The 9370-nt window shown below is 56.4% G+C and carries 19 protein-coding genes and 1 pseudogene; all 20 read right to left on the reverse strand.

Annotated features, from left to right (window positions below):
* Window positions 1-61: 61 nt before the first annotated feature.
* Entirely contained in the window at window positions 62-625 is a 564-nt protein-coding gene (gene rpsE, locus J2X72_RS19350; protein WP_091922984.1) for a 30S ribosomal protein S5, read from the reverse strand.
* 213 nt (window positions 626-838) lie between these two features.
* Complete coding sequence (gene rplR, locus J2X72_RS19355) at window positions 839-1201, reverse strand: 50S ribosomal protein L18 (RefSeq protein WP_210004311.1); 363 nt, start codon at window positions 1199-1201, stop codon at window positions 839-841.
* 12 nt (window positions 1202-1213) lie between these two features.
* Complete coding sequence (rplF, locus tag J2X72_RS19360; RefSeq protein WP_210004314.1) at window positions 1214-1747, reverse strand: 50S ribosomal protein L6; 534 nt, start codon at window positions 1745-1747, stop codon at window positions 1214-1216.
* A gap of 25 nt (window positions 1748-1772) precedes the next feature.
* On the reverse strand, window positions 1773-2171 hold the full coding sequence (gene rpsH / locus J2X72_RS19365) for a 30S ribosomal protein S8 (RefSeq protein WP_106716801.1): 399 nt from the start codon (window positions 2169-2171) through the stop codon (window positions 1773-1775).
* A gap of 12 nt (window positions 2172-2183) precedes the next feature.
* Window positions 2184-2489, reverse strand: a complete 306-nt coding sequence (gene rpsN / locus J2X72_RS19370; RefSeq protein ID WP_106716802.1) for a 30S ribosomal protein S14 — start codon at window positions 2487-2489, stop codon at window positions 2184-2186.
* 25 nt (window positions 2490-2514) lie between these two features.
* Window positions 2515-3072 carry a 50S ribosomal protein L5 gene (gene rplE, locus J2X72_RS19375; RefSeq protein ID WP_112526909.1) on the reverse strand — a complete coding sequence of 186 codons (558 nt, stop codon included), beginning with the start codon at window positions 3070-3072 and terminating at the stop codon, window positions 2515-2517.
* Window positions 3065-3376 (reverse strand): 50S ribosomal protein L24, encoded by a 312-nt coding sequence (gene rplX / locus J2X72_RS19380; RefSeq protein ID WP_106716804.1) that lies wholly within the window; start codon window positions 3374-3376, stop codon window positions 3065-3067. Before rplX ends, rplE begins: the two co-directional genes overlap by 8 nt.
* A 10-nt stretch (window positions 3377-3386) precedes the next feature.
* A complete protein-coding gene (gene rplN / locus J2X72_RS19385) occupies window positions 3387-3755 on the reverse strand; it encodes a 50S ribosomal protein L14 (protein ID WP_008124924.1) in 369 nt (122 codons plus the stop codon).
* Between the two features lie 162 nt (window positions 3756-3917).
* A complete protein-coding gene (gene rpsQ / locus J2X72_RS19390; protein WP_106716805.1) occupies window positions 3918-4160 on the reverse strand; it encodes a 30S ribosomal protein S17 in 243 nt (80 codons plus the stop codon).
* 11 nt (window positions 4161-4171) lie between these two features.
* Complete coding sequence (gene rpmC, locus J2X72_RS19395) at window positions 4172-4372, reverse strand: 50S ribosomal protein L29 (protein ID WP_027233168.1); 201 nt, start codon at window positions 4370-4372, stop codon at window positions 4172-4174.
* A 12-nt stretch (window positions 4373-4384) separates the two neighbouring features.
* Window positions 4385-4798, reverse strand: coding sequence for a 50S ribosomal protein L16 (gene rplP, locus J2X72_RS19400; protein ID WP_106716806.1), 414 nt, complete (start codon window positions 4796-4798; stop codon window positions 4385-4387).
* A gap of 40 nt (window positions 4799-4838) precedes the next feature.
* A complete protein-coding gene (gene rpsC, locus J2X72_RS19405) occupies window positions 4839-5549 on the reverse strand; it encodes a 30S ribosomal protein S3 (RefSeq protein WP_210004317.1) in 711 nt (236 codons plus the stop codon).
* Window positions 5549-5938, reverse strand: coding sequence for a 50S ribosomal protein L22 (rplV, locus tag J2X72_RS19410; RefSeq protein ID WP_112526903.1), 390 nt, complete (start codon window positions 5936-5938; stop codon window positions 5549-5551). The genes rpsC and rplV overlap by 1 nt, the downstream gene beginning before the upstream one ends.
* Window positions 5939-5940: 2 nt before the next feature.
* The gene (gene rpsS / locus J2X72_RS19415; protein WP_008124912.1) at window positions 5941-6219 is read right to left on the reverse strand and encodes a 30S ribosomal protein S19; all 279 of its coding nucleotides are present in this window, start codon (window positions 6217-6219) and stop codon (window positions 5941-5943) included.
* A 15-nt stretch (window positions 6220-6234) separates the two neighbouring features.
* Window positions 6235-7068 (reverse strand): 50S ribosomal protein L2, encoded by an 834-nt coding sequence (gene rplB / locus J2X72_RS19420; RefSeq protein ID WP_106716809.1) that lies wholly within the window; start codon window positions 7066-7068, stop codon window positions 6235-6237.
* 20 nt (window positions 7069-7088) lie between these two features.
* On the reverse strand, window positions 7089-7382 hold the full coding sequence (locus J2X72_RS19425; RefSeq protein ID WP_106716810.1) for a 50S ribosomal protein L23: 294 nt from the start codon (window positions 7380-7382) through the stop codon (window positions 7089-7091).
* Window positions 7379-7999 carry a 50S ribosomal protein L4 gene (gene rplD, locus J2X72_RS19430; protein ID WP_106716811.1) on the reverse strand — a complete coding sequence of 207 codons (621 nt, stop codon included), beginning with the start codon at window positions 7997-7999 and terminating at the stop codon, window positions 7379-7381. Before rplD ends, J2X72_RS19425 begins: the two co-directional genes overlap by 4 nt.
* Complete coding sequence (rplC, locus tag J2X72_RS19435; RefSeq protein ID WP_310074636.1) at window positions 7999-8751, reverse strand: 50S ribosomal protein L3; 753 nt, start codon at window positions 8749-8751, stop codon at window positions 7999-8001. Before rplC ends, rplD begins: the two co-directional genes overlap by 1 nt.
* Before the next feature lie 25 nt (window positions 8752-8776).
* Window positions 8777-9085 (reverse strand): 30S ribosomal protein S10, encoded by a 309-nt coding sequence (gene rpsJ / locus J2X72_RS19440; RefSeq protein WP_008124902.1) that lies wholly within the window; start codon window positions 9083-9085, stop codon window positions 8777-8779.
* 63 nt (window positions 9086-9148) lie between these two features.
* Window positions 9149-9370 (reverse strand): annotated as a pseudogene (gene tuf, locus J2X72_RS19445) (elongation factor Tu); the annotation flags it as partial.

Below are 9370 nucleotides of genomic sequence, written 5' to 3' on the forward strand. Positions count from 1 at the left end.
GTCCTTTAGTCTCTACAGTGAGCAGGAGCCAGCGGCCCTGCCCTGCTGCGCCAATTATGGCCTATTCTTCCGAACCGACCACATCGCGGCGGCGAGCCTGCAGTGTCGAATACTTGATACCGCGCTGGGCAGCGATGTCCTTCGGGTGCATCTGGTGCTTCAAGGCATCGAATGTCGCGCGAACCATGTTGTATGGGTTCGACGACCCGAGCGACTTGGCAACAACGTCCTGTACGCCCAGCGTCTCGAAGACGGCGCGCATTGGACCACCGGCGATGATACCTGTACCAGCTGTGGCTGCACGAAGCAGGACCTTGCCGGCGCCGTGACGACCTTCAACATCGTGATGAAGGGTACGGCCCGAACGCAGCGGCACGAAAATCATTTCGCGCTTGGCCGATTCGGTTGCCTTGCGGATCGCTTCCGGCACTTCGCGTGCCTTGCCATGACCGAAACCAACGCGGCCCTTCTGATCGCCGACAACGACGAGAGCAGCAAAGCCGAAACGCCGGCCGCCCTTGACGACCTTGGCGACGCGGTTGATGTGTACGAGCTTGTCAACGAATTCGCTATCGCGCTCTTCGTTGCGGCCGCGATCTTCGCGGCTTCTCTTTTCCTGTGCCATGCTCCTAATTCCTTTTTCTTTTCCGGTAGCACGAATGATTTTTACCGTGCCGTGCATCCACTTGGATCCACATAGGCCGCAGTAACGGTCCTGGTTGCGCAGAATTCCCGCAAACCGTCCGGTTCAGGGGGGCTTATGCGCTATCAAAGTCCGGCTTGCAAGAGGCGAGCCCCCGCAGTTCCGGACTTCGAAACTTTGCCTTAAAAGCCAGTCTTAGAAACTAAGGCCTGCTTCACGGGCAGCTTCGGCAAGTGCCTTGACACGGCCGTGGTAAATGTAAGCGCCACGATCGAAGACAACTTCCTTGATGCCGGCTTTGACAGCGCGCTCTGCAACGAGCTTGCCGATCAATGCCGCTGCGTCCGAATCTGCACCGGTCTTCAGCTGGCTCTTGAGGTCAGCTTCGAGAGTGGATGCGGATGCAATTGTGTGACCACGCGCATCGTCGATGACCTGCGCATAGATATTCTTCGAAGAACGGTGGACGCTGAGCCGCGGACGGTCACCGGCAACCGCCTTGAGCTGGCGGCGAACACGCGAAGCGCGACGCTGAATGATTTCTTTCGGCGATGCCATGACACGAATTCCTTACTTCTTCTTACCTTCTTTACGAACGATCTTCTCGCCCGCATATTTCACGCCCTTGCCCTTGTAAGGCTCTGGGCTCCGATATTCGCGAATCTCGGCTGCGACCTGGCCAACCTGCTGCTTGTCGATACCGCTCACGACGATTTCCGTCGGCTTCGGAACGGCAACAGTGATGCCTTCCGGCACCTTGTAGACTACTTCATGGCTGAAGCCGAGCGACAGCTGCAGGTTCTTGCCCTGCATTGCCGCACGATAGCCGACGCCGCTGATTTCCAGGCGCTTTTCGAAGCCGTCCTTAACACCTGTGAAGATGTTGACGACCATGGTGCGGCTCATGCCCCACTTCGAACGAGCAATCTTGGTGTCGTCACGCGGATTAACGCTGACAGCACCGTCTTCGAACTTGACCACAACATCGTCGTTGGCGACGAAGCTGAGTTCACCCTTCGGGCCTTTGGCCTTGATGGTCTGGCCGTCTACGCTGGCTGTTACGCCCTGCGGGACTGCCACTGGTTTTTTACCGATACGAGACATTTTTCAAACCTTTTCAAGCCGGTGCTTAGAATATACGGCAGAGCAGTTCGCCGCCGACATTCTGTTCACGTGCCTCGTGGTCTGCCATGACGCCCTTCGGCGTCGACAGGATCGAAATACCAAGTCCGTTCGCAACCTGCGGGATCGACTTGACCGAAACGTAAACGCGACGGCCAGGCTTGGAAATACGGGTGATCTCGCGGATCACCGGCACGTTCTCAAAATACTTCAGTTCGATTTCGATCTCGGACTTGCCGTTGTCGAAATCAACCTGGCTGTATCCGCGGATATAGCCTTCAGCCTGAAGAACATCCAGAACGCGGGCGCGCAGCTTGGAGGCCGGGGTCGAAACCTTGCCCTTCTTGCGCATCGTTGCGTTACGGATACGGGTCAGCATATCGCCGAGAGGATCTGTCATAGACATCTGTCTTCTCCCTTACCAGCTCGACTTCACGATGCCAGGCACCTGGCCGAGCGAACCCAGCTGGCGCAATGCGATACGCGACATTTTGATCTTGCGGTAGTAACCGCGCGGACGGCCCGAAACTTCGCAACGGTTGCGAATACGAACCTTGGCGGAATTGCGTGGCAGCTCTGCCAGCTGGATGGTGGCGCGGAAGCGCTCATCCAGAGGAAGCGACTGATTCATCACGACAGCCTTCAGGCGCGAACGCTTTGCAGCGAAACGCTTTACCAGAAGACCGCGGCGCTTGTTCTTTTCGACTGCGCTCGTCTTTGCCATTTCAAATACCTCGCTACGCTTGCCGTTACTGGCGGAAAGGGAAGTTGAAGGCGCGCAGAAGAGCGCGTGCTTCATCATCCGTTTTTGCAGTCGTACAAACGATGATGTCCATGCCCCAGATCTGATCAACCTTGTCGTAGTTGATTTCCGGGAACACAATGTGCTCCTTGATGCCCATGGCGAAGTTGCCACGACCGTCAAAGCTCTTCGGGTTCAGACCGCGGAAATCTCGAACGCGCGGGAGCGCGATGTTGATCAGGCGATCGATGAATTCATACATGCGCTCTTTGCGAAGAGTTACCTTCGTTCCGATCGGCATATTCTCACGAACCTTGAAGGTTGCGATCGAATTGCGCGCACGGGTAATAACCGCCTTCTGGCCGGCAATCAATGCCAGATCTTCAGCTGCGACAGTTGGCTTCTTGGAGTCGGCAGTTGCTTCGCCCACACCCATGTTGAGAACAACTTTGGTGATGCGCGGGATCTGCATCTCGTTGTCGTATTTGAACTCCTCGAGAAGCGCCTTACGTACCACTTCCAGGTACTGCTTCTTCAGACGGGGTTCGATCTTTGCATCAGCCATCGATCAGATCTCCTGAACGCTTTGCTACACGTACCTTCTTGCCGTCCTCGAGGATCTTGAAGCCAACGCGGGTCGGCTTTCCATCCTTGTCGGCGATAGCAATGTTCGACAGATGGAGCGGCGCTTCTTTCGAAATGATGCCGGCTTCCTGGGTCTGTGTCTGCTTCTGGTGACGCTTTACAAGATTAACGCCGCGAACGAGCGCCTGCTCGTCCTTCGGCAAAACTTTGATTACTTCGCCGGTACGGCCCTTGTCCTTACCAGCTAGAACGACAACGCGGTCGCCTTTACGGATCTTCTGCATCGTCTGCTCCTTACAATACTTCTGGAGCCAGCGAGATGATCTTCATGTGGCTCTTTGCGCGAAGTTCGCGCGGAACCGGTCCGAAGATACGGGTGCCGATAGGCTCTTTCTTGTTGTCGATCAGGACAGCAGCGTTCTTGTCGAAACGAATTACGCTACCATCTGCGCGACGGATGTCCTTGGCGGTACGAACAACCACCGCCTTCATCACGTCACCCTTTTTCACGCGGCCGCGCGGAATCGCTTCCTTGATCGAAACGACAATAATGTCGCCGACCGAAGCATATTTCCGCTTCGAGCCGCCCAGCACCTTGATGCACATGACACGACGTGCGCCGGAATTATCCGCGACGTCGAGGTTTGTTTGCATCTGAATCATGACTAGCCGCCTTCTTCTTGTTCAACCGGACTGGGCTTTCCTTGCCCCTCGCGATTGCTGCGTCTTTCGCTCATAACCCCAAAAATCACTTCGATTTTTGGAAAGGATTATGAGCCATTCAGAGTTTTGCTGCGCACCGCGCAGCAAGTCAGATCGTTAGTATTAACTTGCGGGGGCGTCGGTTACGACAACCCAGCATTTGTCTTTCGAAATCGGCTTGGATTCCTCGATGGAAACCATATCGCCGACCTTGAACTGGTTGCTCTCATCGTGCGCCTTGTACTTCTTGGACTGGCGCACAGTCTTCTGGAGGAGCGGGTGCGAATAGCGCCGCTCGACCTTGACCACAACGGTCTTGTCGTTTTTGTCGCTCACGACAACGCCCTGCAGAATGCGTTTAGGCATGGTTTTCTTCCTTAAGCCTTGCTCTCGACCGCTTTTTGGCGGGCGACAGTCTTGATGCGCGCAATATCACGGCGGATCTGCCGGACGCGAGCGGTTTTTTCCAACTGGCCGGTTGCCTTCTGGAAGCGCAGGTTGAACTGCTCTTTCTTCAGGGAACCCAACTCTTCATTCAACTGATCGAGGCTCATCGCCCGAACTTCTGCGGATTTCATGACATCCACCCCTTATTCTGCGATGCGCTGAATAAAGCGCGTCTTGACCGAAAGCTTGGCCGCTCCGAGACGGAGGGCTTCACGAGCAGTTTCTTCCGAAACGCCGTCGAGCTCGAACATGACACGGCCTGGTGCGACACGGGATGCCCAATAGTCAACCGAACCCTTACCTTTACCCATGCGGACTTCAGTAGGCTTCGATGTGACTGGCACATCCGGGAAAATCCGGATCCACACACGACCGGCACGTTTCATGTGACGGGTAATTGCACGGCGAGCGGCTTCGATCTCACGCGCGGTAACGCGGTTCGGCTCGAGGGCCTTCAGGCCGAAAGCACCAAAATTAAGGTCCGTGCCGCCTTTCGATGCGCCGTGGATACGGCCCTTGAACTGCTTGCGGAACTTTGTGCGCTTAGGCTGCAGCATTGTTCTCTACTCCAAAATTCTCGTTTCCGAAAGACGCTATTTAAGCGTTTTCGCGGCGACGGCCCGAACCCTGATGGCTGGCATCACCTTCAACAGCGCGGCGTTCGGAAGCCATTGGATCGTGCTCAAGGATTTCGCCCTTGAAGACCCAGACCTTGACGCCGCAAATGCCGTAGGCAGTGTGTGCTTCAGCAGTTCCGTAATCGATATCGGCACGAAGGGTATGCAAAGGCACGCGGCCTTCACGGTACCATTCCATACGCGCAATTTCCGCACCGCCGAGACGGCCCGAGCAATTGATACGAATGCCTTCTGCACCAAGACGCATCGCCGACTGTACGGCACGCTTCATGGCACGGCGGAAAGCAACACGGCGTTCCAGCTGCTGAGCGATCGACTGCGCAACCAGCGTGGCGTCTGTTTCCGGCTTGCGGACTTCAACGATATTGAGCGTTGTGTCGCCATTGGTCATTTCTGACAGCTTGCGGCGCAACTTCTCGATATCGGCGCCCTTCTTGCCGATGATCAGACCCGGACGTGCAGCATGGATCGTAACGCGGCACTTCTTGTGCGGGCGCTCGATCACCACCTTGGAGATGGCTGCCTGCTTCAGTTCGTCCATCAGATACTTGCGGATCTTCAGGTCTTCATGCAGCAGCTTGCCGTATTCACCGGTATTGGCGTACCAACGCGAGTCCCAGGTGCGGTTGATGCCGAGGCGGAAGCCAATCGGATTAATCTTCTGGCCCATTATGCGGCCTCCCCTTTTTCCTCAGCTTCGCGAACGACGATCGTCAGATGCGAGAATGGCTTCTCGATCCGGCTTGCGCGACCGCGACCACGAACATGGAAGCGCTTCATCACGACCGACTTGCCTACATAGGCTTCAGCAACAACCAGCGTATCAACATCCAGGTCATGGTTGTTTTCTGCGTTGGCGATAGCCGATTCGAGAGTCTTTTTCACCGTGCCTGCAATGCGCTTGCGCGAAAATTCCAGGTCGGCAAGAGCGGCGTTGACCTTCTTGCCACGGATAAGAGCAGCCACCAGATTAAGCTTCTGAGGGCTGATGCGGAGCGTGCGGGCAACGGCTTTCGCCTCGTTGTCCTTAAGCTGGCGCGGAGCCTTAGCCTTGCCCATCGTTATTTCCTCTTCGCTTTCTTGTCCGCGCCGTGCCCATAATAGGTACGCGTCGGAGCGAATTCACCAAACTTGTGTCCGATCATCTCTTCGTTGACCGAAACCGGAACATGCTTGTTACCGTTGTACACGCCGAAGGTCAGACCGACGAACTGCGGCAGGATCGTGGAGCGACGGCTCCAGATCTTGATAACTTCACTGCGACCGCCCTCACGTACCTTCTCAGCCTTCTTGAGAAGATAGCCATCGATGAACGGGCCTTTCCAAACTGAACGAGCCATTTCAGACTACCTCTCTTACTTCTTGCGCTGATGACGCGAACGAGCGATGAACTTGTCCGTCGACTTATTGGAGCGCGTCTTCTTGCCCTTCGTGGGTTTGCCCCACGGAGTAACCGGATGACGTCCGCCTGACGTACGGCCTTCACCACCACCGTGCGGGTGATCGACCGGGTTCATAGTAACACCACGATTGTGCGGGCGCTGACCGAGCCAACGGCTGCGACCTGCCTTACCAAGGTTGATGTTGCCATGGTCAGGGTTCGATACCGCACCGACCGTAGCGAAGCACGAACCATGGACGAGGCGCTGTTCACCTGAGTTCAGGCGAAGGATTGCCATGCCCTGGTCGCGGCCGACGAGCTGCGCATAGGTACCGGCGGAGCGAGCGATCTGACCGCCCTTGCCCGGCTTCATCTCCACATTGTGGATGATGGTGCCGACAGGCATGGCCTGCAGAGGCATCGCATTGCCCGGCTTCACGTCCGTCTGCGCGCCAGCGATGACGCTGTCGCCAACTGCCAGACGCTGCGGCGCCAGGATGTAGCTCAACTCACCGTCTTCGTAGCGGATGAGCGCGATGAATGCGGTCCGGTTCGGATCGTATTCAAGCCGCTCGACCTTGGCTGCCACATCATGCTTGCGACGCTTGAAGTCAACGAAGCGGTATGTGCGCTTGTGCCCGCCACCCTGGAAACGCACCGTAATGCGACCGGTGTTGTTACGACCACCCTTCGACGACAGACCTTCGGTCAAGGCCTTGACAGGCTTGCCCTTGTAAAGTTCCGAACGGTCCACGATGACCAGCTGACGCTGGCTTGGTGTGGTTGGATTATAATGTTTGAGTGCCATTGTCTTTACTCCACGGCCCCTCAGAGACCAGTCGAAACATCGATCGACTGCCCTTCGGCAAGCGTCACGACTGCTTTCTTGACATCACTCTGGCGCCCGACGATGCCGCGGAACCGCTTCACCTTGCCTTTGCGCACAGCTGTATTGACTGCAGTAACCTTCACGCGAAACAGCGCTTCGACTGCGGCCTTGATTTCCGGCTTCGTTGCCTTCTTGGCTACGTTGAAGACGACCTGGTTATGTTCGGAAACCAGAGTCGACTTCTCGGTAATGACCGGGCTGACGATCACGTCGTAGTGGCGAAGATCAGTCATTTGAAACGCTCCTCGAGAGCTTCAACTGCTGCCTTGGAAAGCACGAGCTTGCCACGACGCAGGATGTCGTAAACATTGATGCCCTGAATTGGCAGAACATCGATGTTCGGGATGTTCGAAGCGGCACGGCGGAAATTCGCATCGATCTCGGCACCGCCGATGAGAAGCGCATTTTCGAGGCCAAGCTTGGCGAACTGCGAAACAAGTACCTTGGTCTTGGCTTCAGCCGACAGAAGATCATCGATGATGATCAGGTCGGAAGCCTTTACCTTGGCCGACAGGGCATGACGAAGTGCAAGTGCGCGCACCTTCTTCGGCAGGTCATGATCGTGGCTGTGAACAACCGGACCGTGAGCCTTGCCACCGCCGCGGAACTGCGGAGCACGTGCCGAATGGTGACGGGCGCGGCCCGTTCCCTTCTGCTTGTACATCTTGGCGCCGGTCCGTGCGATTTCCGAACGGCCCTTTGCCTTGTGCGTGCCCTGCTGCTTGCGAGCAAGCTGGTAACGGACCATGCGCTGAAGGATATCGTCGCGCGGCTCAAGACCGAAAATCTCCTCGGAGAGTTTCACCTTGCCGGCTTCTTTGCCTTCAAGTGTTGTGATCGAAAGGTCCATTATTCGGCTCCCTCGGTTACCTGTGCGACTTCTGCATCAGACACGGCTGCTTCAATGTTTGCGGCCTCGCCGACTGCAAGTGTCCGGAGACCGGCTGGCTTGGGAGCATTGTCCGGCAGCGCTTCCTTGACGGCATCGCGTACCAGTATCCATGCACCCTTGGAGCCAGGAACAGCACCGCGAACCAGAATGAGGCCACGATCGAGGTCCGTCGAAACGACTTCGATGTTCTGTGTGGTGATACGGGTCGAACCCATATGACCGGCCATCTTCTTGCCCTTGAACACCTTGCCCGGATCCTGACGCTGACCGGTAGAACCGTGAGCGCGGTGGGTGACCGAGTTACCGTGCGTTGCGCGGTGACCGCCGAAGTTGTGGCGCTTCATTGAACCGGCAAAACCCTTACCGATCGAAGTACCAGTCACGTCGACCTTCTGGCCGGCAACGTAATGTTCGGCTGTGATCTCAACGCCGACATCGAGAAGATTGTCGGCAGAGACGCGGAATTCCGCAACTTTAGCCTTTGGCTCGACTGAAGCCGTCGCGAAATGACCGCGCAAGCTCTTCGTCGTATTCTTTACCTTGGCCAGACCTACACCGAGCTGAACGGCAGTGTAGCCATTCTTCTCGACTGTACGCTGAGCCACAACCTGACAATTCTCCATCCGGAGTACTGTCACCGGCACATGCTCACCTGCGTCGTTGTAGACGCGAGTCATGCCCAGCTTCTGTGCAATTACACCTGAACGCATCGGTTCGTCCTTCCGTCCTCAAGCCTTACAGCTTGATCTCGACATCAACACCAGCGGAAAGATCGAGCTTCATCAGCGCGTCAACTGTCTGCGGGGTTGGGTCTACGATATCGAGAAGACGCTTATGAGTGCGCATCTCGAACTGTTCGCGGCTTTTCTTGTCGATATGCGGCGAGCGGTTAACCGTGAACTTCTCGATCCGCGTAGGAAGCGGGATCGGTCCGCGCACATTGGCACCGGTACGCTTGGCAGTCGACACGATCTCCCGCGTCGAATCGTCAAGGATCCGATGATCAAACGCCTTGAGGCGAATGCGGATGTTTTGACCGTTCATTTCATCTTTTCCTTGTTTAGCGGCGACGCCTTGTAACAGGCGCCGTCCGCATAAAACCTTAAATTACTCAATGATCGACGAGACGATGCCGGCACCGACGGTGCGGCCACCTTCACGGATAGCGAAGCGCAGCTTCTCTTCCATGGCGATCGGCACGATCAGCGTCACATCGACTGCGATGTTGTCGCCAGGCATGACCATTTCCGTGCCTTCCGGCAAAGTCACAACACCCGTCACGTCGGTCGTGCGGAAGTAGAACTGCGGACGGTAGTTGGAGAAGAATGG

The sequence above is a fragment of the Phyllobacterium sp. 1468 genome (assembly GCF_031455525.1).
Lineage (GTDB): Bacteria > Pseudomonadota > Alphaproteobacteria > Rhizobiales > Rhizobiaceae > Phyllobacterium.

What these genes read in the sequence shown, in the direction of transcription:
- rpsQ (WP_106716805.1), bottom strand. Translation starts at nt 4,160, where the DNA reads ATGCCTAAACGCATTCTGCAGGGCGTTGTCGTGAGCGACAAAAACGAC.
- rpsC (WP_210004317.1), bottom strand. Translation starts at nt 5,549, where the DNA reads ATGGGCCAGAAGATTAATCCGATTGGCTTCCGCCTCGGCATCAACCGC.
- rpsS (WP_008124912.1), bottom strand. Translation starts at nt 6,219, where the DNA reads ATGGCTCGTTCAGTTTGGAAAGGCCCGTTCATCGATGGCTATCTTCTC.
- rpmC (WP_027233168.1), bottom strand. Translation starts at nt 4,372, where the DNA reads ATGAAATCCGCAGAAGTTCGGGCGATGAGCCTCGATCAGTTGAATGAA.
- rpsJ (WP_008124902.1), bottom strand. Translation starts at nt 9,085, where the DNA reads ATGAACGGTCAAAACATCCGCATTCGCCTCAAGGCGTTTGATCATCGG.
- rplR (WP_210004311.1), bottom strand. Translation starts at nt 1,201, where the DNA reads ATGGCATCGCCGAAAGAAATCATTCAGCGTCGCGCTTCGCGTGTTCGC.
- rplX (WP_106716804.1), bottom strand. Translation starts at nt 3,376, where the DNA reads ATGCAGAAGATCCGTAAAGGCGACCGCGTTGTCGTTCTAGCTGGTAAG.
- rplF (WP_210004314.1), bottom strand. Translation starts at nt 1,747, where the DNA reads ATGTCTCGTATCGGTAAAAAACCAGTGGCAGTCCCGCAGGGCGTAACA.
- J2X72_RS19425 (WP_106716810.1), bottom strand. Translation starts at nt 7,382, where the DNA reads ATGACTGATCTTCGCCACTACGACGTGATCGTCAGCCCGGTCATTACC.
- rplD (WP_106716811.1), bottom strand. Translation starts at nt 7,999, where the DNA reads ATGGACCTTTCGATCACAACACTTGAAGGCAAAGAAGCCGGCAAGGTG.
- rpsE (WP_091922984.1), bottom strand. Translation starts at nt 625, where the DNA reads ATGGCACAGGAAAAGAGAAGCCGCGAAGATCGCGGCCGCAACGAAGAG.
- rplE (WP_112526909.1), bottom strand. Translation starts at nt 3,072, where the DNA reads ATGGCTGATGCAAAGATCGAACCCCGTCTGAAGAAGCAGTACCTGGAA.
- rplC (WP_310074636.1), bottom strand. Translation starts at nt 8,751, where the DNA reads ATGCGTTCAGGTGTAATTGCACAGAAGCTGGGCATGACTCGCGTCTAC.
- rplV (WP_112526903.1), bottom strand. Translation starts at nt 5,938, where the DNA reads ATGGGCAAGGCTAAGGCTCCGCGCCAGCTTAAGGACAACGAGGCGAAA.
- rplP (WP_106716806.1), bottom strand. Translation starts at nt 4,798, where the DNA reads ATGCTGCAGCCTAAGCGCACAAAGTTCCGCAAGCAGTTCAAGGGCCGT.
- rplN (WP_008124924.1), bottom strand. Translation starts at nt 3,755, where the DNA reads ATGATTCAGATGCAAACAAACCTCGACGTCGCGGATAATTCCGGCGCA.
- rplB (WP_106716809.1), bottom strand. Translation starts at nt 7,068, where the DNA reads ATGGCACTCAAACATTATAATCCAACCACACCAAGCCAGCGTCAGCTG.
- rpsN (WP_106716802.1), bottom strand. Translation starts at nt 2,489, where the DNA reads ATGGCAAAGACGAGCGCAGTCGAAAAGAACAAGCGCCGCGGTCTTCTG.
- rpsH (WP_106716801.1), bottom strand. Translation starts at nt 2,171, where the DNA reads ATGTCTATGACAGATCCTCTCGGCGATATGCTGACCCGTATCCGTAAC.